A 26628-nucleotide genomic window follows, 5' to 3' on the forward strand; every position below is an offset into this window, starting at 1 on the left:
GGAGAAACACATGCAATGGGAAGTTGTGATCGGGCTGGAAATTCATTCTCAGCTCGCCACCCAATCGAAGATTTTCTCCGGTAGCGCCACCACCTTTGGTGCCGAACCGAACACCCAGGCCAGCCTGGTTGATCTGGGCATGCCTGGCGTATTGCCGGTGCTGAACCAGGAAGCCGTGCGCATGGCCGTCATGTTTGGCCTGGCGGTTGATGCCGAAATCGTTCAGCACAACGTGTTTGCCCGCAAAAACTACTTCTACCCCGACCTGCCCAAGGGCTACCAGATCAGCCAGATGGAGTTGCCGATCGTCGGCATGGGCCATCTGGACATCACTCTGGAAGACGGCACCGTCAAACGTGTCGGCATCACCCGCGCGCACCTGGAAGAAGACGCGGGCAAAAGCCTGCACGAAGACTTCAGCGGCTCCACCGGCATCGACCTGAACCGTGCCGGTACGCCCCTGCTCGAAATCGTTTCCGAGCCGGACATGCGTAGCGCCAAGGAAGCCGTAGCCTACGTCAAGGCGATGCACGCCCTGGTGCGCTACCTGGGCATCTGCGACGGCAACATGGCCGAAGGTTCGCTGCGTTGCGACTGCAACGTGTCGATTCGCCCGGTTGGCCAGGCTGAGTTCGGTACCCGCTGCGAGATCAAAAACGTCAACTCGTTCCGCTTTATCGAAAAAGCCATCAACAGCGAAGTACGACGTCAGATCGAGCTGATCGAAGACGGCGGCAAGGTGATTCAGCAAACGCGCCTGTATGACCCGAACAAGGACGAAACCCGCGCCATGCGCAGCAAGGAGGAAGCCAACGACTACCGTTACTTCCCCGATCCGGACCTGCTGCCGGTGGTCATCGAAGATTCGTTCATCGAAGACGTGCGCGCCACCCTGCCGGAACTGCCACCGCAAAAGCGCGAGCGCTTCCAGTCGCAGTTCGGCCTTTCCGCTTATGACGCCAGCGTTCTGGCTTCGAGCCGTGAACAGGCCGACTACTTCGAGAAAGTGGTAAACATCGCCGGCGACGCCAAACTGGCGGCCAACTGGGTCATGGTTGAACTGGGCAGCCTGCTCAACAAGCAAAGCCTGGATATCGACCAGTCGCCGGTCAGCGCCGAGCAACTGGGTGGCATGTTGCTGCGCATCACCGACAACACCATCTCCGGAAAAATCGCCAAGGTGGTGTTCGAAGCCATGGCCAATGGTGAAGGCAGCGCCGACGAAGTGATCGACAAGCGCGGTCTCAAGCAAGTGACCGACAGCGGCGCGATCGAGAAGGTGCTGGACGACGTGCTGGCGGCCAACGCAGAACAGGTCGAACAATACCGCGCGGCCGATGAAGCCAAACGCGGCAAGATGTTCGGCTTTTTCGTGGGCCAGGCGATGAAAGCTTCCAAAGGCAAAGCCAACCCGCAACAGGTCAACGAACTGCTCAAAAGCAAGCTCGAAGGCTAAGCAACAATCCCGCGGGAGATCTGTTGACCCCGGATCTCCCGCGGGAGCTGGCTTGCCAGCGATTCAGGCAAAGCGACTGGTCCATTGAACGGAGACGATGTCATTGCTGGCAAGCCAGCCCCCCACAGGATTTGGGTAACCCCACACACCCCGCAATAAAAGGATTCCCCCATGAAGCGGCTACTCGGCGCCTGCGCCCTGCTCAGCTTGCTCGCCGGCTGTGCCAGCCATGACATAGACCCCCGCGGCTATGACAAAACCGGCATTGCCTCCTATTACGGCGCCCGCCATCACGGCAAACTGACCGCCAGCGGCGAGCCCTTCAACCAGCATGGTCTCACCGCCGCCCACCCCGGCCTGCGATTCGGCACCCGGGTACTGGTCACCAACCTTGGCAACAACAAGTCTGTCATCGTGCGCATCAATGATCGCGGACCCCATACCCGGGGCCGGCTGATCGATCTTTCACGCCAGGCGGCAAAACAGTTGGGTATGCTGAGCAGCGGTACAGCCAAAGTCAGGGTTCAGGGCTTGAGCGATTAATTGAGGAGTGCCGGACATTTTAGGGTTGAACGCATTATCACCGTGGAGCTTGCTGCAACTGCTCTGCGGCCTTGTTTTACTGATTGCTGGCGCCGAACTGCTGGTGCGCTGCGCCATGCGTATAGCCGCCAATCTGAAAGTGCGCCCATTGCTGATCGGCTTGACGGTGGTCGCCCTGGGCAGCAGCGCGCCGCAAATGACGGTCAGCCTGCAAGCCGCGCTCAATGACACCCCGGACATTGCCGTCGGCAGCGTCATCGGCAGCAATATCTTCAATGTTCTGGTCACTCTCGGCCTCTCGGCACTGATTATTCCACTGCGCGTGTCACGCCAGCTGGTGCGCCTGGACATTCCACTGATGATCCTGGCCAGCGGTCTGGTGTTCGCCCTGGCCCTGAACAGGCAACTCGACCGCCTGGATGGCGTCATATTGCTCTGCGGTCTGCTGGTCTATTTCGGTCTGCTGCTGCGCCAGTCACGCCACAGCGGCCATCATCACGCCAGCCACGACCTGCCCCGCACTTCAAGCCTGCGCAACGGCCTGCAAATGCTTGCCGCCCTGGTCTTGCTGGGTCTGGCCGGGCACCTGCTGCTGGGCGCAGCGGTCGACATTGCCACCGAGTGGGGACTGTCCGAGCGCATCATCGGCCTGACCATCATTGCTGTCAGCACCTCGCTGCCACAACTGGCCACCTCGCTGATCGCAGCCCTGCGCGGCCAGCGCGAGATTGCCGTCGGCAACGTGATCGGCAGTAATGTCTTCAACCTGCTGGGTGTGCTCGGCCTCACGGCGCTTGTGGCACCGGAGCCCCTGTCGGTCTCGCCCAATGCCCTGACGTTCGACCTGCCGGTCATGCTGGGCGTCGCGGCGCTGTGCCTGCCCGTGTTCTATACCGGATACCGCGTCACCCGCGGCGAAGGCATATTGCTTCTGGCGCTGTACCTGGCTTACGGACTGCACGTGGTGTCCTTCACTACCGGCATGCCCCTGGCCGGCAGGCTCGAGCACCTGATGCTGTTTTATGTCTTGCCGGCGCTGCTGGTGTTTCTGCTGCTCAGCACCTTGCGCGCCTGGCGTCGACAACACTGAGCCACGCTGTGACCACCCGGGGCTGGCTAGATCCAGCCGCCCCACTGCAACACAAAGATCCCGATATTGGTGGTGATCGCAGCCATCAGGGTGGTGATCACGATAATCGCGGCTGCCAGTTCATGATTGCCGTTGGCCGCCCGGGCCATGACATAGCTGGCGGCAGCTGTGGGGCTGGCAAAGTACAGAAACAAAGTCCCCAACTCGGCCCCCCGGAAACCACAAAGCCAGGCGCCCAGCGTGGTCAGTAATGGCAGGCTGACCATTTTCACCAGGCTTGCACTCAGCGCCAGGTCACCACTTTTACGCAAACTCGCCAACGACAGCGTGCCGCCGATACATATAAGCGCCAGCGGCAAGGTCATCGACGCCAGATACTCACCCGAGGTCAGCAGCCAATGGGGCAGGCCGATCTTGAACGCAGCAAAAGGGGCTGCCACCAGCACGCTGATGATCAGCGGGTTCTTGAACACGCTTTTACAGATGCTCCAGGGATCGGACTTGATCACCGGGCTGTACACCGCCAGCACGATGGTCGACAAGGTGTTGTAGAGCAGAATCACCAGGGCCGCGAGCACTGCCCCCAGGGAGATACCGTAATCGCCATACATGCTGGCCGCCAGGGCCAGGCCGATGACCGCGTTGTTGCCGCGAAACGCGCCCTGAGTGTAGATACCCCGCTCAGCACGAGGGCAACGCCAGATCGACCAGCCCCAGGCCAGGGCAAAACTGACCAGCGTCGCTACGGTGAAATAGCCGAGTACCTTGGGCTGCAAGGCGGCCCTGAGATCGGCATGCAAAATACCCAGAAACAACAAGGCCGGCATGGTGACGTTGAACACCAGTGCCGACGCAGTGTGGATAAAGTTGTCATTGATCCAGCCCACGCGCTTGAGCACAACGCCCAGAAACAGCATGGCAAACACGGGAGCCGTGATAGAGAGTGTCTGAAGGAAAATAGCCAGCATATCGAGTCAGCCTGATGGCGATCGGGAGGAAGATCGTATGCGGAATCAGACGTTTAGTTAGCCAGCGTCAACCCGCAGTTTAATCAAATTGCGCACGCATCCAGCAATGATACTCGGCCACTGCAGGCTCACCCTCGCGAGGAGCCCAGGGTGCCAGTTCGCCGTCTCCAACCGGCCGATAAGGCCCGGCTTTGCACTCGAACATCAGGCTGTCGTCCTCAAGCACCACCAGCCCATGAAAAATACCTGCTGGCAGATCGACCCCCAGACTCCCGCCTCCGGCTTGCAATACGCGCTTGTCGAGCACCCGACCTTCTTCATCGAAAATCAGGACGCCAAGCGTGCCCTTGAGTACCAGCAGGGTCTCAGCCTTGTCGCTGCCCAGGTGCCGGTGCGGCGGTACATAGGTGGAGGGTTGCAGCCCCACCACCATGCGATGGCAGGCCTCTTCCATCTGATGCAAGTTGTGATGCTGGCGACCACGGGGGTTGCCGGCAGCTTTCTCTGCCAGGTCGTTGAAGAGCGATTGATCGAGAAAGCTGGGGCGGGTCATGGTTTCAACGTCCTTTATTACATGTCTTTGACGGCATAAATCCCGGCGGCATTGCGCCAGTATCCCTTGTAGTCCATGCCATAACCGAAGAGGTAGCGGTCAATGCACGGCAGACCCGCGTAATTGGCTTTCAGGTCCGGACGCGCCTTGCGCTGATGGTCCTTGTCGATCAGCACCGCCGTGTGCACCTGACGGGCACCTGCGTGTTTGCAGAACTCGACGATGGCACTCAGGGTGTGACCTTCATCGAGGATGTCATCAATGATCAGAACATGACGGTCAATGAACGACACTTCTGGCTTGGCTTTCCAGAACAGATCGCCGCCAGTGGTCTCATTGCGATAGCGCGTCGCGTGCAGGTAAGACGCTTCAAGCGGGAACTTCAGGTGGGTGAGCAACTTGCCCGCAAAAATCAGGCCGCCATTCATCACACAAAATACTACTGGATTGGTCTCGGCCATTTCGGCCGTGATTTGCGCGCCAACGCGGGCAATGGCTGCCTCGACTTCAGCTTCGGTGTACAGGCAGTCAGCCTCTCGCATGATTTGACGGATATGCTCGAGATCAGCAGACATGACGCTCTCCAGGGGGGTTGTGCAAGAAAAGCGGGCAAAGGTACGCACCCGCATGGCTCAGATCAAGTATTTATGGACTAACGTGCAGTAATGTTTAGTAGGACATCACCCCGTATTAGATTAATCTAGGCCGCTTTTTTTGCCTGCCCACGGAGCCTTTCCCCCATGCCCATTCGCGAGATACGCCACCCGCTGATTCGTCACAAGCTCGGCCTTATGCGCCGCGCAGACATTAGCACGAAGAACTTCCGCGAGCTTGCTCAGGAAGTAGGCGCGTTGCTGACCTATGAAGCCACCAAAGACCTGACCCTCGAAACCTACGAGATTGAAGGCTGGTGCGGCACTGTTAAAGTTGAAAAAATCGCCGGCAAGAAAATTACCGTCGTCCCGATCCTGCGTGCCGGCATTGGCATGCTCGAAGGTGTACTGAGCCTGATTCCAGGCGCCAAAGTCAGCGCAGTCGGTGTAGCCCGTAACGAAGAAACCCTTCAGGCCCACACCTACCTGGAAAAACTGGTACCGGAAATCAACGAACGTCTGGCGATGATCATCGACCCGATGCTGGCCACCGGTGCATCCATGGTTGCCACCATTGATCTGCTGAAGAAAGCCGGCTGCAAAGAAATCCGCGCCATGGTGCTGGTTGCCGCGCCAGAAGGCATTGCCACTGTAGAAGCCGCTCACCCGGACGTCGTCATCTACACCGCCTCCATCGATGAGCGTCTGAACGAACACGGTTACATCATTCCTGGCCTGGGCGATGCTGGCGACAAGATCTTCGGCACCAAGCAAAAGGACGCATAACATGCAGGACGAGTTCAACGACCCGCTCTGGCGCCAGATCATATCTGGCGCGCAGATGCTCTTCGTGGCCTTTGGCGCGTTGGTCCTGATGCCTTTGATTACCGGCCTCGACCCTAACGTCGCGCTGTTCACCGCGGGTCTCGGGACTCTGTTGTTCCAGATCGTGACCCGGCGCCAGGTGCCGGTTTTTCTGGCTTCAAGCTTTGCGTTCATTACCCCGATCATTCTCGCCAAAGGCCAGTTCGGCCTTGCCGCGACCATGGGCGGCGTGATGGCAGCAGGCTTCGTGTACACCTTCCTCGGTTTCGCGGTAAAGCTCAAAGGCACCGGTTTTATTGACCGCCTGCTGCCTCCCGTAGTGATTGGTCCGGTGATCATCTCGATTGGTCTGGCAATGGCCCCGATTGCAGCGCACATGGCCATGGGCCGCGCTGAAGATGGCACCGAGCTGATCCACTACCAGACCGCCATGCTGATCTCGATGCCAGCCCTGCTGACCACCCTGATCGTAGCCGTGTTCGGTAAAGGCATTTTCCGCCTGGTGCCGATCATTGCCGGCGTGCTGGTGGGATTCTCGATGGCGTTTTACTTTGGCGTAGTGGACACGGCCAAGATTGCCGCCGCCCCATGGTTTGCCCTGCCGCACTTCACTGCTCCCGAGTTCAACTGGCAGGCGATTCTGTTTATCGTCCCCGTGGCCCTGGCCCCGGCCATTGAACACATCGGCGGAGTGATTGCCGTGGGCAGCGTGACCGGCCGCGACTATCTGAAAAAGCCCGGCCTGCATCGCACCCTGTTCGGTGACGGCATCGCCACCACCGCTGCCGGCCTGCTTGGCGGTCCGCCCAACACCACCTACGCCGAAGTGACCGGCGCAGTGATGCTGACCAAGAACTACAACCCGAAAATAATGACCTGGGCGGCGATTTTCGCCATTAGCCTGGCATTTGTCGGCAAGTTCGGCGCACTGCTGCAAAGCATTCCAGTGCCGGTGATGGGCGGGATTCTATGCCTGTTGTTCGGTTCAATTGCTGCGGTCGGGATGAACACCCTGATTCGCCATCAGGTCGATCTGAGCGAAGCCCGCAACCTGGTGATTGTTTCGGTGACCCTGGTGTTCGGTATCGGCGGAGTGCTGATTGGCACCGGCATGGGCCCGGAAGACTTCGGCCTCAAGGGCATCGCCCTGTGTGCCATCGTCGCCATTGCGCTGAATCTGTTGTTGCCGGGCAATGACAGCTGGAAACACAAGAAAGGTGACGGGCCGGTTATCTAAATCGGCAAGTCCCCCAGGATCTTGTGGAAGCCTGGCCTGCCAGGCTTCCACAAGGTATCTGCAAGCGGAGTTTTACAGCGCCAGCGGCGCCCGCTCACACAAGGTATTCAACGCTGCCGCCCACTCAGGGTTGTCATTCAGGCACGGTACCAGCACCAGCTCCTCGCCCCCCGCCGCAATAAACTGCTCGCGACCGCGATCGCCGATTTCTTCCAGCGTTTCAATGCAATCCGCCACAAACGCCGGGCACATGACCAGAATCTTCTTCACTCCGTCTTTGGCCAGAGCGTCCAGCCGTGCCTCGGTATAGGGTTCGATCCACTTGGCCCGGCCCAGTCGGGACTGGAACGCCACCGACCATTTGCCCGCCGGCAACCCCGCGCGATCGGCAAACTCCTGGGCCGTACGCAAGCACTGCGCCCGGTAGCAGGTTGCCAATACTGCCGGCGAAGCATTCTGGCAGCAGTCAGCATTTTTGAAGCAGTGATTACCGGTCGGATCGAGTTTATGCAGATGGCGCTCGGGCAAACCGTGAAAACTGAGCAGTAAATGATCGTAATCCTGCTCCAGATGCGGCCGGGTACTCGCCACCAATGCGTCGAGGTATTCGGGCTGATCGTAAAACGGCTGCACGATGGAGAGTTGAATGCCCAGCTTTGCGGCTTTGATCACCCGCTTGGCTTCTGCAATCACGGTGGTGACCGTACTGTCGGCAAACTGTGGATACAACGGTGCCAGGGTGACCTTGTGAATGCCCTTGGCCGCCAGACGTGTGAGCACGGTTTCAATGGACGGTTCGCCATAGCGCATTGCCAGTTCTACCGGCCCCTTGGTCCACTCCTTACTCATCGCCTGCTGCAGGCGACGGCTGAGCACCACCAGCGGCGAGCCTTCATCCCACCAGATGGAGGCATAGGCATGGGCCGATTGTTCGGGGCGCTTGACCAGAATCAGTGACACGATCAGGCGGCGCAATGGCCACGGCATGTCGATCACATACGGGTCCATCAGAAACTGGTTCAGGTAGCTGCGTACATCGGCTACCGAAGTAGACGCGGGCGAACCCAGGTTAACCAGTAATAGTGCGTGCTCGGTCATGCAACATCCTATTTCAGAGGCGGGCGGACAGATCATCCAGGGCCGCACGCAAATCGGTGAACTGAAAAGTGAAACCGGCTGCCAGCAATTTGGCCGGCGTGGCCCGTTGGCCGCCCAGCAATAACTGTGACAATTCGCCCAGACCAACGCGCAAGGCAAAGGCGGGAACGGGAATGAACGCCGGACGGTGCAACACGCTGCCCAGGGTTTTGGCGAACTCAAGGTTGCGTACCGGATGCGGCGCGCAGGCATTATAAGGACCCGACGCGGCATTCTCATGCACAAGAAAATCAATCAGGGCAATTTGGTCATTGATATGAATCCATGGCATCCATTGCCGACCATTACCTATCGGCCCGCCCAACGCCAGTTTGAAAGGCAATAACAGGCGCGACAAAAAGCCGCCCTCGGCCGCCAGCACCAGGCCGGTACGCACCAGCACCACACGAATGCCCAAGGCCTGTGCGCGTTGCGCGGTCTCCTCCCAGGCAATACACAAATGGCTGGCGAAGTCTTCGCTCACCGGAGGCGACTCTTCGGTCAACTCGCGCTCACCCCCATCGCCATACCAGCCCACTGCCGAACCGGACACCAGCACCGAAGGTTTTTGTTCGCGGCTGGCCAGCCAGGTCACCAGGGTTTCCGTCAGCGTAATCCGACTGCCCCACAACAACGCCTTGCGCTTGCGTGTCCATGGCCGATCGGCAATCGGCGCGCCGGCAAGGTTGATCAGCGCATCAATCGGCTCCTGCCCAAGTTCTTCAAGTGTGGCGACGCCTCTTACGCCGGCACCGCACAATTCGCTCACGCGATCAGGGCGACGACTCCACACGCTCAGGCGATGACCTTGCGCCAGCCAGTGACGGCAAAGCTGGCGCCCGATCAAGCCTGTACCGCCGGTCAGCAAAATGTGCATGAGTTGATCCTCGCTGGGAGTTTTATCGGGTGCACTGGTCTATTTTTAAAGAAATTCCCATTTCTTCGGGCCGCTGGCTTCATAAAGAATAGGCTAGGCTGGCCCGGCAAGCGCACTAAAACTTATACTAATAAATTAATTTGTACAGATATTGGCGGCATCGTAGTTTGTGCAGCTGACTGGGCAAATAGGGATTGAGGCCAATATGACTGTACCTATCGCAATTATCGGGGCCGGCATCGCCGGATTGTCTGCCGCAAGGGCACTGCACAAGGCCGGGCACACTGTGCATCTGTTCGATAAAAGCCGCGGCAGCGGCGGACGCATGTCGAGCAAGCGCAGTGATGCGGGATCACTGGATCTTGGAGCCCAGTATTTCACTGCCCGCGATCGCCGCTTTGTCGATGAGGTCCAGCAGTGGCAAGCCCTGGGCTGGGCTGCTGAGTGGGAACCTCATCTGTACAACCACAAGAACGGCCAGCTCACACCGTCACCGGACGAACAGACCCGCTGGGTAGGCAGCCCGCGCATGAGCGCGATTACCCGCGGCATGCTCGGCCATTTCAAGGTTGAGTTTGCATGCCGTATTACTGACTTGATACGCGGTGAAAAACACTGGCACCTGCTGGATGCCGACGAGGTCAGTCACGGCCCCTACAGCCATGTGATAGTGGCAACGCCGGCACCTCAGGCAACCGCCCTGCTTGCTTGTGCGCCCAAACTGGCAAGCACCGCGGCCGGAGTGAAAATGGACCCGACCTGGGCCGTCGCCCTGGCTTTCGATACGCCCCTGGAAACCAAAATGGATGGCTGCTTCGTGCAAGACAGCCCGCTGGACTGGCTAGCCCGCAACAGCAGTAAACCGGGGCGTGAGCACAAGCCCGACACCTGGGTGCTGCATGCCACCAGCGCCTGGAGCAGGCAAAACCTGGATCTGTCCAAAGAAGCAGTCATCGAGCACTTGCACGGTGCCTTTGCCGAACTGATGCACTTCCCCATGCCTGCGCCGATCTTCAGTCTGGCCCACCGCTGGCTCTATGCCCGGCCTTCCACCGCCCATGAATGGGGAGCACTGACCGATGCCGATCTGGGGCTTTATGCCTGTGGCGACTGGTGCCTGTCAGGCCGGGTCGAAGGCGCGTGGCTCAGTGGCCAGGAGGCAGCCCGGCGCTTGATCGAGCACCTCGAATAAAGCCCAGGGCTGGCGTATAGCCTCTGTAAGAGCGAGCTTGCTGGCGATCTTTTAAAAACGGCTCGCTCCTGTAGAAGCCCCAAATACTTGTACAAGATAATTGACTTGTACAAGGCAAAGCCTAAGATGAAGCCAGGTTGTACATCGCTACAAAGATGTACAAGTAATTCCTGGAGGTTCATCCCATGGTCAGCGCCGTCTCAGCCCGCGACAAACCGAAAATCGCCATCAGTGCCTGCCTGCTGGGCGCCGAAGTTCGCTTCAACGGCGGGCATAAGGCTTCGCAACTGTGCAGCCAGGCCCTGAGTGAGTATTTCGAGTTCGTCCCGCTGTGCCCCGAAGTCGCCATCGGGCTGGGCATTCCGCGCCAGCCCATTCGCCTGATCGGCGACCCTGCCCAACCCCAAGCCGTAGGCAGTGTCGACAGCGCTATGGACGTAACCCGGCCACTGCACGATTACGCTGTGGCCATGGCCGCAGCGCACACAGACATTTGCGGCTACATCTTTATGCAAAAGTCGCCGTCTTGCGGACTCGAGCGGGTCAAGGTCTATCAGGACGGTGGACGCCCCGCAGAGTTGAGAGGACGGGGTATTTACGCACAAGCGTTTTGCGCCGCGCACCCGGACTTGCCGGTTGAAGAAGAAGGCCGCCTCAACGACCCGGTATTGCGTGAAAACTTTCTGACCCGGGTTTACGCCTATAGCGCCTGGCAACAGTTGCTCGAAGACGGTATCACCCGCCGCTCCCTGACCGAGTTTCATGCCCGCTATAAATACCAGCTTATGGCCCACCACCCCGAACAGTACAAAACCCTGGGCAACATGCTGGGGAGCCTGGGCAAGGGCGACCCTCGCGAAATTGCCCCGCAGTATTTCAGCGAGTTGATGAAAGCCCTGAAAAAATGCGCCACGCGCCGCACTCACACCAATGTGCTGCAACACATCAGCGGCTATCTCAAACAGTCCCTCAGCCGCGAAGACAAGCAAGAAATGCAGTACCTGATTGGCCAGTACCTGCACGGCATTGTGCCGCTGGTGGTGCCGCTGACACTGCTCAAGCATCATTTTCGCCAGCATCCGGATCCCTATATCTCGCGGCAGGTGTACCTGCAACCGCACCCGGAAAACCTCAGCCTGCGCAATGCGATCTGACCATGAATCAGGACCTTTCGCAGACCAGCTCTGCCGCACCCGACTACAACCAGGCCCTGGCCGAAGGCTGGCTACCGATACGCGAAGTGGCGCGCATCACGGGGGTCAATGCCGTGACCCTGCGCGCCTGGGAGCGGCGTTATGGCCTGATCGTCCCGCACCGCACCGCCAAAGGTCATCGCCTGTTCTCAGCCGCCCATATCCAGCGAATCCAGCACATTCTGACCTGGCTCAATCGCGGGGTGTCGGTCAGCCAGGTCAAGCCACTGCTCGACCTGGCGCCGAGCCACCGCGAACCCGTCGACAACGACTGGCTGGCATGGAGCCAGGCCCTGACGCTGGCGATCACTGAGCTGGCCGGGCGCAGACTGGACGACAACTTCAATCAGGTCATGTCGCTGTATCCGGCCCACACCCTGTGCGAACAGCTGCTGATCCCGCTGTTGAGCGAGCTGGAACAACGCTGGCAGGGCCAGTTCGGGGCACAACTGGAGCGAGTGTTTTTCAGCTCCTGGCTACGCAGCAAGCTGGGCGCCCGTATCTACCACAACAATCGCTCACTCAAAGGCAAGCCCATCCTGCTGATCAACCATTCACCCCAGCCTTTCGAAGCCCAGCTGTGGCTCACCGCCTGGCTGGTCAGCAGCAGCCACTGCCCGGTTGAAGTCTTCGACGCGCCCCTGCCCGGCGGTGAACTGGCATTGGCGGTGGAACGCCTCAAATCACCCGCCGTGGTCCTCTATTCGAGCCAGACCCTGAACCCCCAGCAACTGCCAAAGCTACTGAAGGGCGTTGACTGCCCGATCCTGATTGCCGGACCGACGGTATGCATCCATAGCGCCGAACTGGCCGTAAGTACTACTGAAATCGCAGGATTGTCTCTTGCTCGCGATCCCCTTGAAGCCCATCAACGGCTCAGCCAGCTCGGACTGTTCTAGAGGAATAAACATGCAACTGATCTGGCTGCGCAGCGACTTGCGCCAAAACGACAACACCGCCCTGAGCGCCGCAGCTGAACGCGGCCCCACTGTGGCCGTGTATCTCATCAGCCCCGAGCAATGGCTGGCCCATGACGACGCGCCGTGCAAAGTCGATTTTTGGCTGCGTAATCTGAGCGTCCTGAGCGACAGCCTCGAGCAACTGAATATCCCGTTACTGATTCGCAGCGCGCCCGCCTGGGACCAGGCCCCCGCGGTGCTGGTTGAACTGTGCCAACAGTTGGGCATTGAGGACGTGCATGTAAATGATGAATACGGCATCCATGAAACCCGGCGCGATCAAGCCGTCGCCCGTGCCCTCGACGCCAAGGGCATCGGCTTTCATCGTCACCTCGACCAACTGCTGTTTCAACCCGGCAGTGTGCTGACCAAAACCGGGACCTACTTTCAGGTGTTCAGCCAGTTCCGCAAGGTTTGCTATGAGCGCCTGCACACGGGGCTGCCGCCCATAGTGGCCACACCTCGGCCCCAGGCGCAGCTGACCATTGCCCGGGATGCGATTGCTCAATCTGTTAGCGGCTTTGCGCCGCCCGACGAAACCCTGCGCGCACTCTGGCCGGCCGGGGAAGACGAAGCCCGGCAGCGCCTGGCACGCTTCGCCGACGAGCAAATCCACTACTACAAAGAAGAGCGTGACTTGCCCGCCAAACCTGGCACCAGCCAGCTTTCGCCCTACCTGGCAGCAGGCGTTATCTCACCCCGCCAATGCCTGCATGCAGCACTGCTCAGCAACAACGGCGAATTTGAAAGCGGCAGTGTCGGCTGCGCGACCTGGATCAGCGAACTGATCTGGCGCGAGTTCTATAAACATATTCTGGTGGGTTACCCACGGGTTTCCCGGCATCGCGCATTCAGAGCCGACACCGAGTTCTTGCCCTGGCGTGATGCCCCACAAGAACTGGCGGCATGGAAAGAGGGGCGCACCGGTATCCCGATCATCGACGCGGCCATTCGCCAACTGCTGGCAACCGGCTGGATGCACAACCGCCTGCGGATGGTGGTGGCAATGTTCCTGACCAAGAACCTGTTGATCGACTGGCGCGAGGGTGAGCGCTTCTTTATGCAGCACTTGATTGATGGCGATCTGGCAGCCAACAACGGCGGCTGGCAGTGGAGCTCATCCACCGGGACCGATTCGGTGCCCTACTTCAGAATTTTCAACCCCTTGAGTCAGTCCGAGCGCTTCGATCCCGAAGGTCGCTTCATCAAGCACTGGCTGCCAGAACTTGCGACGCTGAATAAAAAAGAGATTCATAACCCGGCCATTGCCGGCGGCCTGTTTGGGGTTGCCGATTATCCGCGGCCAATTGTCGACTTGAAACACAGTCGCGAACGGGCCCTCAGCGCGTTCAAGAATCTGCCGTCGCGCCAGCTTTACGAGGTGTGCGATGGCTGAGACACGGCGTATCTGGCTTACCGGGGCCAGCAGCGGGATTGGTGCTCACCTGGCGGAACAACTGCTCAACAGCGGTGCCCGCCTGGCATTGAGTGCCCGTACCCTGCCCCCCCTGCAAGCGTTATCCGAACGCTACCCGGGGCAGGTGCTGCTGGTGCCCGGCGACCTGACCGACAGCCTGCAAGTGCGGGAAATCGGCAAGCGTATCGCCCACACCTGGGGCGCGCTGGACTGCGTGATTCTCAATGCCGGCTCCTGTGAATATGTCGACGTCCGGCACTTCGACGCAGCCCTGATCGAGCGCGTGGTGCGCACCAATTTACTGGCCAGCGCTTACTGCCTTGAAAGTGCGCTGCCTTTACTGCGTGCAGGCACCCGCCCGCACCTGGTGGGCGTGGTCAGTTCCGTGACCTTCTGGCCCCTGCCCCGGGCCGAAGCGTATGGCGCGTCAAAAGCCGGACTGCGCTACTTGCTGGAGTCACTGCGCATCGATCTCGCCCACGAGGGAATGGATGTCACCCTGGTCAGCCCCGGCTTCGTTGACACCCCGCTGACGGCAAAAAACGACTTCCCCATGCCCATGCGCTGGCCTGCACTCAAAGCCGCACAGCATATTTGCCAGCGTCTGGAAAACCGCCCGCTGGAAATCGCTTTTCCCTGGTCATTTATCGCCACTCTCAAACTGATGGCGAGCCTGCCAAAACGCCTGCAACTGGCGATTGGAAAACGCCTGGCACGGACTTCTGACGAGACACCATCATGAAAATCGCGATCATTGGCAGCGGCATCTCAGGCCTGACCTGTGGCTATTTACTGCATAAAGAACACGATATCCGCGTGTTCGAGGCCAGTGACTGGGTGGGGGGGCATACCCATACGGTGGATGTCGGCATCGGCGGGCGTCACTATCAAATTGATACCGGCTTCATCGTGTTCAACGACTGGACCTATCCCAACTTCATCAAGCTGATCGATCGACTGGGGGTGCGCTCCAAAGCCACTGAGATGAGCTTCTCGGTGCACGACCCCCGACGCAATTTCGAATACAACGGCAACAGCCTCAACAGTTTGTTCGCCCAACGCAGCAACCTGTTGTCCCCCGGGTTCTGGGGCATGTTGCGCGATATCCTGCGTTTCAATCGCCAGGCCGTACGCGACCTGCAACAACAGCGCATTGCCAGCGACACCCGACTGGGCGACTACCTGCAGCAGCGTGGCTATGGCCCCCGGTTTATCGAGCACTACATTGTGCCGATGGGCGCGGCGATCTGGTCCATGCCTCTGGCCGAGATGCAGGCATTTCCGCTGCAGGCGTTTATCCGCTTCTTCAAGAACCACGGCTTGCTGAGCATCACCAATCGCCCGCAGTGGCGAGTGATCGAAGGTGGCTCGAGCGCCTATGTACAACCGCTGAGCGCAGGTTTTGCCGAACACATTCGCCTCAACTGCCCGGTTACGGCGGTTGAACGCGACGACCTGGGTGTACTCATCCACAGCCCGGCAGGCATCGAGCGCTTCGACAAAGTGATTTTTGCCTGCCATAGCGATCAGGCCTTAAAGCTGCTGGCCCGGCCGACAGTCGCCGAACAGCAAATCCTCGGCGCCCTGCCCTACGCCGATAACGACGTGGTCCTGCACACCGATACCCGACTGCTACCTAAGCGAAAACAGGCCTGGGCCAGCTGGAACTATCGACTGGGCGATGTCGGACAACGCCGCGCCAGCGTGACTTACGCCATGAACATCCTGCAGGGGATCGAGAGCGAGACCACATTCTGCGTCAGCCTTAACCAGACCGAGGCCATCGACCCGCTGCAAGTGCTGGCCCGATACACCTACGCCCACCCGCAATACAGCCTCGATGCCGTAGCCGCCCAAGGGCGCTGGCAAGAATTGCTGGGGCCGCAGCACAGCTATTTTTGCGGTGCTTACTGGGCTAACGGCTTTCACGAAGACGGGGTGGTCAGCGCTTTGCGTGTCGCCTCAGCATTCGGCCAACAGCTATGAACAGCGCCCTGTACAGCGGCTGGATCGCCCACAGGCGTTTTGCGCCGACCAGCCATGCATTCCGCTACCGCATCGGCTTGCTGTATCTCGACCTGGACGAACAGGATGCTGTATTGGGGCTCTCACCACTGGCTGGAAAAAGCCGCTTTGCACCCTTCTCGTTTCGTGAAACCGATTACCTGAAGGATTACACCAGGACCGGCATGCGCCTGATGGATGCCGTTCGCCAACAAGTCGCCCGGGCCCTCGGGCATACGCCCCAAGGTGCCATCTGCTTACTGACTCAGGCCCGCAGCTGGGGCTTGAGTTTCAACCCGGTGAGTTTCTTTTATTGCTACGAGGCTGACGGGCAACTGGCTGCCATCCTGTGCGAAGTGAGCAATACCCCGTGGCGCGAGCACTATCACTACGTGCTCCCGGCCCTGGGTGACAGCCATCAGCATTTTGCCGTGGCCAAGGCATTTCATGTCTCGCCTTTTCTGCCCCGCGATCTGGAATACCGCATGAGTTTCAGCCCGCCCGCTGCCCGACTCGGTGTGCATATGGCGGATTGGCAAGGTGAGCTGAAAATGTTCGATGCCACCCTCAATCTGCAACGCAGCGCGCTCGACCGTCCAGGTTTGCATCGCTACTTGCGGCAATTTCCATGGATGACGGCAAAGACTTGCCTGGCCATTTACTGGCAAGCCTTGCGCCTGTTTCTCAAACGTACGCCGATCTTTTCCCATCAGGCCGCCGACGGCGCCTTTCGTATTGCCGCCCTGCAACCCAAGGATAAACGTCATGAAAAGCCCTAGCCTGGTGAGCAAAACCTCACGATTGAGTACCTACAATCTGACCAGCGTACTGCTGCGGCGCGGAGTCATGCGTCAACTCAGCCAGCTGCAGCACGGCCAATTAGTGCTGACTGAAAATGGCGAGCGCCATCTGTTCGGTGACAGCAACGCGACACTGATCGGCGAAGTGCACATCAGCGACCCCGGTGTCTGGGGGATGATCGCCAGCAACGGTTCCATAGGCGCCGGCGAAGCATTTATCCACGGCTACTGGAGCTCGCCCGACCTGACCAGAGTGGTCCGGGTACTGGTCAGCAACCTGAAGGTTCTGGACGCCATGGAGGGTGGGCTTGCCAGCCTGGGACGCCCGTTGATACGGGGCTTGCACTGGATCAATCGCAATACCCGCAAAGGCTCGCAAAAAAACATTGCGGCTCATTACGACCTTGGCAATGAGATGTTCGAGCAGTTTCTCGACCCCACCATGATGTATTCAGCGGCGCAGTTCCTCAGCCCTGACGACAGCCTGGAACAGGCCCAACTGAATAAGCTGCAACGCATTTGCCAGAAGCTCGACCTCAAGCCCGAAGACCACTTGCTGGAAATCGGCACCGGCTGGGGCAGCATGGCAATTTTTGCCGCGCAGCATTACCACTGCAAAGTGACCACCACCACACTCTCGAAGGAACAATTCGATTACACCCGTAAGCGTATCGAGGCACTGGGACTACAGAATCAGGTGACCTTGTTGCTGGAGGATTACCGCGATCTGACCGGGCAGTACGACAAACTGGTGTCCATCGAGATGATCGAAGCGGTCGGCCATCATTTTTTACCCAACTACTTCAAACAGTGTTCGCACCTGCTCAAGAGCCAGGGGTTGATGTTGCTGCAAGCCATCACCATTCGAGACCAGCGTTACGAGCAAGCCAAAACCGGCGTGGACTTTATCCAGCGCTACATCTTCCCCGGAGGCGCACTGCCCAGCGTGCAGAAAATGCTCGAGATCGTCACCCGCGATACCGACATGAACCTGATGCATATGGAGGACTTTGGCCTGCACTACGCCAGAACCTTGCGCCTGTGGCATGAGAACTTTCGCCGCGCCCACGGCCGTCTGACCGAGCTGGGCTATGACGAATACTTCCTGCGTCTGTGGGAATTTTACCTGTGCTACTGCGAAGGTGGCTTCCTCGAACGCAGTATCGGCACCGCGCAATTGTTGCTGGCCAAACCCGGGGCCATGCCGCAACCCTTGCTCGGGCGCTTTGATGCTTGATCTGAAGCTGCTGGCCAATGCCGGAATGTTCCAGCTTGGCTGGTTTGCCTGTGTGCTGGGTGGCAATAGCCTGTGGTTACTACTGCCGGCGGGCGTACTACTGGTGAACGGACTGTGGATAAGTGCCCGGTGGACAGAAGTGCGCTTGATCATTTGCGTCTGCTTGCTCGGCACCCTGGTGGACAGCCTGCTGCTCAATGCCGGGGTTTTTGAGTTCCGGCAGGAGGGGATTTTGATCCCGTTCTGGTTGATGCTGCTCTGGGCATTACTGGCGACCACCCTGAACCATTGCCTGGCATGGACGGCACGACCGGCATGGCGGGCGGTGCTGCTGGGCGCGGTTGGCGGGCCATTGTCGTATTACGCAGGGCAACGGCTGGGGGCAGTGCAATTCGGGTTCGGACTGTGGCCGACCCTGGTCTTGCTCGCGGTGTTATGGGCGGGGTTGTTCCCGGCGCTGCAATGGCTGGCGGGCAAGCAGACAGCCCAACTTCCGCTGCGAGAATGAGCTTGCTCCTACAGGGATGAATGGCGGTTTGTCAGCGGTTTTACACCTGACAGCTGCTCTGCCTTACACTGCGCGCCTATGACCAACATCCCCCTGACCGAAATTACCGAACCCGCCGTCACCTGTTCGACGTGCGCGGCATGCTGCTGCCAACTGGAAGTGATGTTGATCACCGACACCGGTGTGCCCGAGCGCTTTATCGACACCGATGACTGGGGCGGCGAGGTCATGCTGCGCCTCGATGATGGCTGGTGTGCAGCGCTGGATCGCAACACCATGATGTGCACCATCTACGAAAAGCGTCCGCTGATTTGCCGCGAGTTCGAAATGGGTGATGTTGAATGCCTGAACGAGCGTCAAGGCATCACAACCGCCTATCGGTAGCGGTTTGATCCCTTGTAGGAGCGAGCTTGCTCGCGAGCTTTTGCGGTATGGCATATCACGCTGAAAAGCTCGCGAGACAAGCTCGCTCCTACAGGGAAGACCTACGTTACAGCGGCAGACTGGATCGCAACACCATGATGTGCACCATCTACGAAAAGCGTCCGCTGATTTGCCGCGAGTTCGAGATGGGTGATGTTGAATGCCTGAACGAGCGTCAAGGCATCACAACCGCCTATCGGTAGCGGTTTGATCCCTTGTAGGAGCGAGCTTGTCTCGCGAGCTTTTGCGGTATGGCATATCACGCTGAAAAGCTCGCGAGACAAGCTCGCTCCTACGGGGAAGACGTACGTTACAGCGGCATTGTGTAATGCAGGGCGTAGCTCTCTATACCGTCGTTGGTGCTCGATAGCCCGGCATTGGAGTAATGAGTCGCTCGAATACCCACTTCATGCCCACCGGTAAAGCGCAGGCCAAAACCCAGGCGATCTTCAAACTGGAAAGCCGTCCCCAGCTTGTTGCCCTCAACTTCAGTGTGGGAAAACGCTGCGACCCCGATGCCGGCCTCTACATAAGGCTTGACCGTTTCACCGGCAAACTCGTACACAAATACAGGCGAGAACGACAAGCTGTGGTTCGCAGATGACTTGTCACCTTCCCAGTAGGTGTAAGCCCCATCCCAATAACCTGTAAGACGACCAACATCACTCTGCAGCCAGCTCTTGTCCCAATCGGACTTCAAGCCCAGCCGATAAGTCATGGTCGATTCACTGGTGTGCCCTACCCCAAACTCGATACCGGCCGCTTGTGCTGTGTAGCTGTGCCCCAGAACAGTGGCTGCCAGCGCAGCCAGGCAAAAAAATCGCTTCATAAGAAAATCCCGCTTCCGTATGCAAAGATCATTGTTGTGTGCCTCATCAGACAAGCGCTAAGAATCCAGTCACCGCCCGAAAGTTCAACCGTCTTGAACCTTTTCACACTTTTTTCACAAACCGAAGCTTTGCACACTCCCTGATTTATTCCACAACAGCGGCAGGATATTTTGCATGTGCTCCGGCGAGGCGCTGGTCCAGAACTGTGTTTGCCGGGCGGGGCCCGCTGCCAGCAGGCTTCTTTCACTCAACAACCGCTTGAGCTGGCGGGCCACTGCGGCGCCGGTGTCGATCAGGATGATCGAAGACGGCAGCATCTGGCTCAGCAGGGGCTTGAGGAAGGGGTAATGGGTGCAGCCGAGAATAATGGTGTCGCAACCCGCCGCCACCAGCGGTTCGACATAGCCGCGCAACAGGGTTCGCAGCTCGTCGCTGAGCAAGTCACCGGTTTCAATCAGCTCCACCAGCCCCGGACACGGCTGGGTGATCACCCGTACATCGCTGGCAAAGCGGTCAAGCAAGGCGGCAAATTTGGCACTTTGCAAAGTACCGGTGGTTGCAAGTACCCCCACCACCCCGCTGCGTGTGGCCGCAGCAGCCGGTTTGACCGCAGGTTCCATACCGACGATGGGCCAGTCGGGGTAAGACTGACGCAACTGCGCAACGCCGGCTACGGTGGCGGTGTTGCATGCCAGCACCAGAGCTTTAGCCCCCTGGCGCTGAAAAAAATCCGCCATCACGGCGCAGCGCTGGCGAATAAATTCAGGACTTTTTTCGCCGTAGGGAATGTGTCCGCAGTCCGCCACATATAGCAGTGACTCATTGGGCAACAGACCATGAATCTCCCGCAGCACCGACAGACCGCCGACACCGGAGTCGAAAACACCTACCGGTGCTTCATTCATGGCCCGTACCGCATACGCTGCACCCGGGATCGCGCTTGACTCGCAGTTCGCGAAACCGCGTGCCCAGGGCATCGATCAACAACAGACGCCCCACCAGCGGCTCACCAAAGCCGGCCAGCAGTTTCAGGGCTTCGAGGGCCTGCAGACTGCCGACCAAGCCTACCAGCGGGCCTATGACTCCGGCTTCACTGCAGGTCAGTTCGTCTTCGCTGCCATGACCATACAAACAGTGGTAGCAAGGGCTCGCCGGCTGGCGGGAGTCAAACACCGACAACTGCCCCTCAAGGCGAATTGCCGCACCACTGACCAGTGGTTTGCGCGCCACGAAGCAGGCCGCGTTCACGGCTTCGCGGGTGCCGAAGTTGTCGCAGCAATCGAGAACCAGATCAACCTGCGACACGGCATCTGCCAACGTGTCGGCATCCAGTGCCGAACGGTGGGCAACAAGCTTGATTTGCGGGTTTATCGCGGCCAGACGCTGCATGGCCGAATCGACTTTGCTCTGGCCGATGCTGGCGCTGTCATGAATGATCTGGCGTTGCAGGTTGGTCAGGTCGACGCTGTCAAAATCGGCCAGGTGCAGCTCGCCAACCCCGGCAGCCGCCAGGTAGAGCGCCACTGGCGAACCCAGCCCGCCCACACCGACGATCAGTACACGGCTGTTTTTCAGCTTGAGCTGACCTTCGATATCGACCTGTTGCAGCAGGATCTGTCGGCTGTAGCGCAACAGTTCCTCATCGCTCAGCACGGCAGGCGACCCAGGGTGATGCGTTCGTGGGTGCCCAGGTCCTTGCGGCTTTCGACCTGTGCAAAACCTGCACCCGATAACAGCTGGCGAACAGCGTCGGCCTGATCGTACCCGTGCTCGAGCATCAACCAGCCCCCTGGATTCAGGTGTTGTGGCGCGGCCTGGATAATTTCGCGAATGTCGTCCAGACCATCGACACCGGCGACCAATGCGCTTTCAGGCTCGAAACGCACATCGCCCTGGGCCAGGTGCACGTCGCCCGCGGCAATATAAGGCGGGTTGCTGATAATCAGGTCGAAGCGCTGATCAGCCAACGCACTGAACCAGTGGCTGGTCAGTACATGGACGTTTTCAAGCTGTAGGCGCTGACGATTACGCTCGGCCAGGGCTACGGCTTCAAGTACCCGATCGACCGCAGTGACGTGCCACGCAGGGCGTTCACTGGCCAGGGCCAGGGCAATTGCACCGCTGCCGGTACCTAAATCCAGAACCCTGGCGGGGCTGGCGGGTAGCAGATCCAGCGCAGTTTCGACCAGCAGTTCGGTATCAGGACGGGGAATAAGCGTGTGGGGCGCAACTTCAAGGTCCAGCTTCCAGAAGCCCTGCTGACCCAGAATGTAGGCAACAGGCTCACCGGCACGACGACGCAGCAGGTAGCCGGAAAAGGTCAAAGCCGATTCGCTGCTGACAATTTTTTCGGGCCATGTGTGCAGGTAACTGCGCGACTTGCCCAGGGCTGCGGCCAGTAACAGTTCCGCATCCAGGCGCGCCGTTGGCGAGTCTGGCAGTTCTGCGGCACGCAACAAGCTGGCAATAATGGTCATTTACTCACCCAGGGCCGTCAGTTGGTCAGCCTGAAATTCCGCTAATAACGGCTCAATAACGGCATCAACACCGCCAGCCAGTACATCATCCAGGGAATACAGGGTCAGATTGACACGGTGGTCGGTGACCCGCCCTTGTGCAAAATTGTAAGTCCGGATGCGCTCGGAGCGATCCCCCGAGCCCACCAGGGATTTTCGTTCGCTGGCAATCGCATTGGCAGCGGCGCTGGTTTGCTGGTCATTCAATTTAGCCGAAAGCCAGGACATCGCCCGCGCCCGGTTTTTATGCTGGGAACGCTCTTCCTGACACTCCACCACGATGCCCGATGGCAAGTGCGTGATGCGAATGGCCGAGTCGGTCTTGTTAACGTGCTGACCACCCGCGCCCGAAGAGCGATAGGTATCGACGCGCAAGTCGGACGGGTTGATCTCGATCGCTTCTTGCTCGTCCGGCTCCGGCAGTACCGCCACGGTGCACGCAGAAGTATGAATCCGCCCCTGGGATTCGGTCGCCGGTACCCGCTGTACGCGGTGTACCCCCGACTCGAACTTCAGCTTGCCGTAAACATTCTCGCCTTCAACCCGGGCAATGACTTCTTTGTAGCCGCCATGCTCGCCGCTGTTTTCCGACAGAATTTCCAGCTTCCAGCCACGACGCTCAGCGTAACGCGAGTACATGCGGAACAGGTCACCGGCAAAAATGGCCGCTTCATCGCCGCCGGTTCCGGCGCGAATTTCAAGGAATACGTTGCGCCCGTCGTTCGGGTCTTTTGGCAACAGCATGCGTTGCAGGTCTTGTTCCAGCTCGAGCAGCCGTTCTTTGGCTTCGCGGACTTCTTCAACCGCCATTTCGCGCATGTCCGGGTCGTTATCCTTGAGCAACGCCTGGGCGCCCTCAAGGTCGGCCTGTACCTTCAGCCACTGCCCGTAGGTTGCAACAATGGGCTCTACTTCCGCGTATTCCTTGGAATAGGCACGGAATTTGGTCTGATCAGAGATGACTTCGCCATCGCCAAGCAACGCGGTCAGTTCTTCAAAACGGTCCTGGAGGATGTCCAGCTTATTCAGCAGTGACGCTTTCATTACTATTTTTTATCCGCAGAGCTATCCGATGAGCCCTCACCGAGGGCAAAAAGTTCTTGGGCCATGGCCAGCGCATCGAGGCGGCCTTCGGCGGAAAGCTTTTTCAGCTGCACGCTGGGTGCGTGCAGCAATTTATTGGTCAGGCCGCGTGCCAGTTGTACCAGCACGTCTTCGGGATTGCTGCCGTTGGCGAGCATCCGCTGGGCCTTTTGCAGTTCTTCATCACGCAGGCGCTCGCTTTGCTGGCGATAGGCTTTGAGCACATCCACTGCCGCCAGCTCACGCAAACGCACCATGAAGTCTTCAGCACCAATGCTGACCAGCGCTTCCGCTGCCTGGGCTGCGCCCTGGCGACTCTTGAGGTTTTCCGCGACCACTTCGTGCAAGTCATCGACGGTGTAGAGGTAAACGTCGTCCAACTCGCCGACTTCTGGCTCGATATCCCGGGGGACGGCGATATCCACCATGAAAATGGGTTTGTGCTTGCGCAGTTTCAAAGCGCTTTCCACCGCGCCTTTGCCCAGAATCGGCAATTGGCTGGCGGTGGAGCTGATCACGATATCGCTGTGCACCAGCTCCTGGGGAATGTCCGACAGCAACACCGCGTGCGCCCCGAACTGTTCGGCCAGAGTACTGGCACGCTCCAGTGTACGGTTGGCCACGACTATGCGTTTTACCCCCAGCTCATGCAGGTGACGGGCGACCAGGGTAATGGTCTCGCCGGCGCCGATCAGCAGGGCCTGACTGCGCTGCAGGTCGCTGAAAATCTGCTTGGCCAGGCTCACGGCGGCAAACGCCACCGAAACCGGGTTTTCACCGATGGCGGTGTCGGTGCGCACTTGCTTGGCCGAGTTGAAGGTCGCTTGAAACAGCCGCCCCAACAAAGGCCCGACCGTGCCCGCCTCACGCGCCACGGCATAGGCCGATTTCATCTGGCCGAGAATTTGTGGTTCGCCCAACACCAGCGAGTCCAGGCCTGAAGCCACACGCATCATGTGACGAACGGCAGCATCGTCTTCATGGACATAGGCACAGGCACGTAATTCTTCGAGGCTCAGATGGTGATAGTCGGCCAGCCACTTCAGCACCGAGTCTGCCGAAAGGTGGTCCTGTTCTATATATAGCTCGCTGCGATTGCAGGTGGAGAGGATCGCAGCTTCGCGGCTGTCGGTGTGTCGGCAGAGTTGCTGCAAGGCCTCAACCAACTGCTCTGGAGTAAAAGCCACGCGCTCGCGGACGTCTACTGAAGCAGTCTTGTGGTTAATACCGAGTGCGAGGAAGGCCATTCAAGATCGCTGATGATGACGAGAAGCCGACAATTGTCCTACTTCGCCAGATTCAGAACAACCATTGCTGACTATTGTCTCTATAGTTAAGTTCTCTTGAAGCCCAATTATCAAACATCCATTGACCCAGATATTCGATAGTCGCACCTGTTAGGGTTTGCCCTGTCGCATGTGTCATGATGCCCGGACCGCAGGTAAGTCGCCCTTCTCCTATATGAATAGATCCTCCGCGTTGCTCCTCTCTCTCGTCCTTCTCAGTGGCTGCCAGGCTTTGGCCCCCACGTCACCGGATGATTCATCGCCGGCTGAAGAGGCTACTTCCACTCCGGAAAAACCCACGGTTTATGGCTCGTTCAGCGAAGAAACGCTGTACAGCCTGCTGAGCGCGGAGCTGGCCGGCCAACGTAATCGTCTGGATATCGCTCTCGACAACTACGTCACCCAGGCGATCAATACGCAAGATCCCGGCATTGCCGAGCGCGCCTTGCGAATTGCCGAGTACCTGGGCGCCGATCAGGCCGCTCTCGATACATCGCTGATCTGGGCTAAAAACGCGCCGGACGATCTTGAGGCACAACGTGCGGCTGCCATTCAGCTGGCGCGCAATGGTCGTTATGACGACGCCATGGTGTACATGGAGAAAGTCCTGCAGGCCAAAGGCGATACTCACTTCGACTTTTTGGCCCTGTCGGCTTCAGAAACAGATGCCGATACCCGTGCCGGCCTGCAGAAAAGCTTTGATCGCCTGCTGGTCAAGCACCCGGACAACGGCCAGCTGATTTTCGGCAAGGCCTTGCTGATGCAACAGGACGGTGACACTGAAGGCGCCCTCAAGTTGCTGGAAAAGAATCCGCCCCAGGATGGCGAAGTCGCCCCGGTGTTGCTGCGGGCTCGTTTGCTGCAAAGCCTCAATCGCGGTGATGAAGCCCTGCCGCTGCTGAAAAAAAGCATTCGCCAGTACCCCGATGACAAACGTTTGGGGCTGACATACGCGCGCACCCTGATTGAACAGAACCGTATGGCCGAGGCCAAAACGCAGTTCGCCAGCCTCGCAGAGCAGTACCCTGAAGACGATGAGCTGCGCTTCTCGCTGGCGCTGATTTCCCTCGAAGGTAAAAACTGGGATGAAGCCCAGGGCTATCTGGAAGAGTTGATCGAGCGCGACAGTCATGTCGACTCTGCGCACTTGAACCTGGGTCGCATTGCCGAAGAGCGCAATGACCCACAGGGCGCTCTCGCCGAATATGCCCTGGTAGGTCCCGGCAATGACTATTTGCCCGCGCAACTGCGTCAGGCCGATATTCTTGTCAGCCACGGCCGCGCAGATGAAGCCTCGAAAAAACTGGCCGCCGCCCGCGATGCGCAGCCGGACTACGCTATCCAGCTGTACTTGATAGAAGCAGAGACCCTGGCCGCGAACAATCAGACCGATCGGGCCTGGAATGTCCTGCAGCAGGCACTCAAACAGTATCCCGATGATCTGAACCTGCTGTATTCACGCGCCATGCTGGCCGAGAAGCGCAACGATCTGCAACAGATGGAGCGCGATCTGCGCGCAATCATCCAGCGCGAACCCGACAATGCCATGGCATTGAACGCGCTGGGTTATACCCTTTCAGATCGAACCACCCGCTATGCCGAAGCCAAAGTGCTGATCCAGCAAGCTTACGACTTGAACCCGGACGACCCGGCCGTGCTCGATAGCCTGGGCTGGGTCAATTTCCGCCTGGGTAATCTGGATGAGGCGGAACGTTTGCTGCGCCAGGCCCTCGAACGCTTCCCGGACCAGGAAGTGGCTGCGCATCTGGGCGAAGTTCTGTGGGCCAATGGCAAACAGCGCGAGGCCAAGCAGATCTGGAGCAAGTTCCTTAAAGAAAATCCTGAAAGCCCAATCCTGCGCAAGACCGTGTTGCGCCTGACCGGATCGGAGAGTCTTTAAA

The 26628-nt window shown here is 58.9% G+C and carries 27 protein-coding genes and 1 pseudogene; 17 read left to right on the forward strand and 11 right to left on the reverse strand.

Annotated features, from left to right (window positions below; genetic code table 11):
- Nucleotides 1-10: 10 nt before the first annotated feature.
- The 3 genes from gatB (at nt 11) to WG29040_RS09650 (ending at nt 3089) form a co-directional block, all read left to right on the forward strand.
- Nucleotides 11-1456, forward strand: coding sequence for an Asp-tRNA(Asn)/Glu-tRNA(Gln) amidotransferase subunit GatB (gene gatB, locus WG29040_RS09640; protein WP_003439852.1), 1446 nt, complete (start codon nt 11-13; stop codon nt 1454-1456).
- 171 nt (nt 1457-1627) lie between these two features.
- Complete coding sequence (locus tag WG29040_RS09645; protein WP_003439851.1) at nt 1628-1999, forward strand: septal ring lytic transglycosylase RlpA family protein; 372 nt, start codon at nt 1628-1630, stop codon at nt 1997-1999.
- A gap of 49 nt (nt 2000-2048) precedes the next feature.
- Nucleotides 2049-3089 (forward strand): calcium/sodium antiporter, encoded by a 1041-nt coding sequence (locus tag WG29040_RS09650; RefSeq protein WP_127196088.1) that lies wholly within the window; start codon nt 2049-2051, stop codon nt 3087-3089.
- Between the two features lie 26 nt (nt 3090-3115).
- Here the strand turns inward: WG29040_RS09650 and WG29040_RS09655 are convergent, their stop codons facing one another.
- The 3 genes from WG29040_RS09655 to WG29040_RS09665 all read right to left on the reverse strand — a co-directional run bounded on the left by WG29040_RS09655 (nt 3116) and on the right by WG29040_RS09665 (nt 5185).
- Complete coding sequence (locus tag WG29040_RS09655) at nt 3116-4057, reverse strand: AEC family transporter (protein WP_003439849.1); 942 nt, start codon at nt 4055-4057, stop codon at nt 3116-3118.
- A 79-nt stretch (nt 4058-4136) separates the two neighbouring features.
- Nucleotides 4137-4610, reverse strand: coding sequence for a WbuC family cupin fold metalloprotein (locus WG29040_RS09660; RefSeq protein WP_127196065.1), 474 nt, complete (start codon nt 4608-4610; stop codon nt 4137-4139).
- 17 nt (nt 4611-4627) lie between these two features.
- A complete protein-coding gene (locus WG29040_RS09665) occupies nt 4628-5185 on the reverse strand; it encodes a hypoxanthine-guanine phosphoribosyltransferase (RefSeq protein ID WP_003439847.1) in 558 nt (185 codons plus the stop codon).
- Between the two features lie 165 nt (nt 5186-5350).
- Between WG29040_RS09665 and upp the strand changes: the two genes are divergently transcribed.
- Nucleotides 5351-5989 carry a uracil phosphoribosyltransferase gene (upp, locus tag WG29040_RS09670; RefSeq protein ID WP_003439846.1) on the forward strand — a complete coding sequence of 213 codons (639 nt, stop codon included), beginning with the start codon at nt 5351-5353 and terminating at the stop codon, nt 5987-5989.
- Between the two features lies 1 nt (nt 5990).
- Nucleotides 5991-7265, forward strand: coding sequence for a uracil-xanthine permease family protein (locus tag WG29040_RS09675; RefSeq protein ID WP_003439829.1), 1275 nt, complete (start codon nt 5991-5993; stop codon nt 7263-7265).
- 72 nt (nt 7266-7337) lie between these two features.
- On the opposite strand, the gene hemH is transcribed toward WG29040_RS09675, so the two are convergent.
- Complete coding sequence (gene hemH / locus WG29040_RS09680) at nt 7338-8363, reverse strand: ferrochelatase (RefSeq protein WP_003439827.1); 1026 nt, start codon at nt 8361-8363, stop codon at nt 7338-7340.
- A gap of 13 nt (nt 8364-8376) precedes the next feature.
- Nucleotides 8377-9279 (reverse strand): TIGR01777 family oxidoreductase, encoded by a 903-nt coding sequence (locus tag WG29040_RS09685; protein WP_003439826.1) that lies wholly within the window; start codon nt 9277-9279, stop codon nt 8377-8379.
- A 205-nt stretch (nt 9280-9484) separates the two neighbouring features.
- On the opposite strand from WG29040_RS09685, the gene WG29040_RS09690 reads away from it, so the two are divergent.
- The 11 genes and pseudogenes from WG29040_RS09690 to WG29040_RS09740 form a co-directional block, all read left to right on the forward strand.
- Nucleotides 9485-10471 (forward strand): NAD(P)/FAD-dependent oxidoreductase, encoded by a 987-nt coding sequence (locus tag WG29040_RS09690; protein WP_003439824.1) that lies wholly within the window; start codon nt 9485-9487, stop codon nt 10469-10471.
- 185 nt (nt 10472-10656) lie between these two features.
- Entirely contained in the window at nt 10657-11625 is a 969-nt protein-coding gene (locus WG29040_RS09695; protein WP_010656039.1) for a DUF523 and DUF1722 domain-containing protein, read from the forward strand.
- 2 nt (nt 11626-11627) lie between these two features.
- Nucleotides 11628-12563 (forward strand): MerR family transcriptional regulator, encoded by a 936-nt coding sequence (locus WG29040_RS09700; protein WP_127196066.1) that lies wholly within the window; start codon nt 11628-11630, stop codon nt 12561-12563.
- 10 nt (nt 12564-12573) lie between these two features.
- A complete protein-coding gene (gene phrB / locus WG29040_RS09705) occupies nt 12574-14019 on the forward strand; it encodes a deoxyribodipyrimidine photo-lyase (protein ID WP_003439818.1) in 1446 nt (481 codons plus the stop codon).
- Entirely contained in the window at nt 14012-14782 is a 771-nt protein-coding gene (locus WG29040_RS09710) for an SDR family oxidoreductase (protein WP_003439816.1), read from the forward strand. The genes phrB and WG29040_RS09710 overlap by 8 nt, the downstream gene beginning before the upstream one ends.
- Nucleotides 14779-16026: an NAD(P)/FAD-dependent oxidoreductase gene (locus WG29040_RS09715; RefSeq protein WP_127196067.1), complete on the forward strand. Its 1248-nt coding sequence runs from the start codon at nt 14779-14781 to the stop codon at nt 16024-16026. Before WG29040_RS09710 ends, WG29040_RS09715 begins: the two co-directional genes overlap by 4 nt.
- The gene (locus WG29040_RS09720; RefSeq protein WP_003439813.1) at nt 16023-16823 is read left to right on the forward strand and encodes a DUF1365 domain-containing protein; all 801 of its coding nucleotides are present in this window, start codon (nt 16023-16025) and stop codon (nt 16821-16823) included. Before WG29040_RS09715 ends, WG29040_RS09720 begins: the two co-directional genes overlap by 4 nt.
- On the forward strand, nt 16810-18081 hold the full coding sequence (locus WG29040_RS09725) for a cyclopropane-fatty-acyl-phospholipid synthase family protein (protein ID WP_127196068.1): 1272 nt from the start codon (nt 16810-16812) through the stop codon (nt 18079-18081). The genes WG29040_RS09720 and WG29040_RS09725 overlap by 14 nt, the downstream gene beginning before the upstream one ends.
- On the forward strand, nt 18074-18589 hold the full coding sequence (locus WG29040_RS09730) for a DUF2878 domain-containing protein (RefSeq protein WP_010656042.1): 516 nt from the start codon (nt 18074-18076) through the stop codon (nt 18587-18589). Before WG29040_RS09725 ends, WG29040_RS09730 begins: the two co-directional genes overlap by 8 nt.
- 78 nt (nt 18590-18667) lie before the next feature.
- A complete protein-coding gene (locus WG29040_RS09735; RefSeq protein WP_003439808.1) occupies nt 18668-18973 on the forward strand; it encodes a YkgJ family cysteine cluster protein in 306 nt (101 codons plus the stop codon).
- A 116-nt stretch (nt 18974-19089) separates the two neighbouring features.
- Nucleotides 19090-19215: pseudogene (locus WG29040_RS09740) on the forward strand (YkgJ family cysteine cluster protein); the annotation flags it as partial.
- 107 nt (nt 19216-19322) lie between these two features.
- Here WG29040_RS09740 and WG29040_RS09745 read toward each other — a convergent pair.
- The 6 genes from WG29040_RS09745 to hemA all read right to left on the reverse strand — a co-directional run bounded on the left by WG29040_RS09745 (nt 19323) and on the right by hemA (nt 24688).
- On the reverse strand, nt 19323-19841 hold the full coding sequence (locus tag WG29040_RS09745) for an acyloxyacyl hydrolase (RefSeq protein ID WP_003439807.1): 519 nt from the start codon (nt 19839-19841) through the stop codon (nt 19323-19325).
- A gap of 114 nt (nt 19842-19955) precedes the next feature.
- On the reverse strand, nt 19956-20747 hold the full coding sequence (gene murI / locus WG29040_RS09750; protein ID WP_127196069.1) for a glutamate racemase: 792 nt from the start codon (nt 20745-20747) through the stop codon (nt 19956-19958).
- Nucleotides 20740-21495, reverse strand: a complete 756-nt coding sequence (locus WG29040_RS09755; protein ID WP_003439805.1) for a molybdopterin-synthase adenylyltransferase MoeB — start codon at nt 21493-21495, stop codon at nt 20740-20742. Before WG29040_RS09755 ends, murI begins: the two co-directional genes overlap by 8 nt.
- Nucleotides 21489-22319, reverse strand: coding sequence for a peptide chain release factor N(5)-glutamine methyltransferase (gene prmC, locus WG29040_RS09760; RefSeq protein WP_003439804.1), 831 nt, complete (start codon nt 22317-22319; stop codon nt 21489-21491). Before prmC ends, WG29040_RS09755 begins: the two co-directional genes overlap by 7 nt.
- Nucleotides 22320-23402, reverse strand: coding sequence for a peptide chain release factor 1 (prfA, locus tag WG29040_RS09765; RefSeq protein ID WP_003439803.1), 1083 nt, complete (start codon nt 23400-23402; stop codon nt 22320-22322).
- Between the two features lie 2 nt (nt 23403-23404).
- Nucleotides 23405-24688 carry a glutamyl-tRNA reductase gene (hemA, locus tag WG29040_RS09770; protein ID WP_003439801.1) on the reverse strand — a complete coding sequence of 428 codons (1284 nt, stop codon included), beginning with the start codon at nt 24686-24688 and terminating at the stop codon, nt 23405-23407.
- Nucleotides 24689-24902: 214 nt separating this feature from the next.
- Here hemA and WG29040_RS09775 point away from each other — a divergent pair, with 214 nt between their 5' ends.
- On the forward strand, nt 24903-26627 hold the full coding sequence (locus WG29040_RS09775) for a tetratricopeptide repeat protein (protein WP_127196070.1): 1725 nt from the start codon (nt 24903-24905) through the stop codon (nt 26625-26627).
- Nucleotide 26628 lies beyond the last annotated feature (1 nt).

This window comes from Pseudomonas sp. PAMC 29040 (assembly GCF_003994535.1).
GTDB classification, from domain to species: domain Bacteria; phylum Pseudomonadota; class Gammaproteobacteria; order Pseudomonadales; family Pseudomonadaceae; genus Aquipseudomonas; species Aquipseudomonas paraversuta.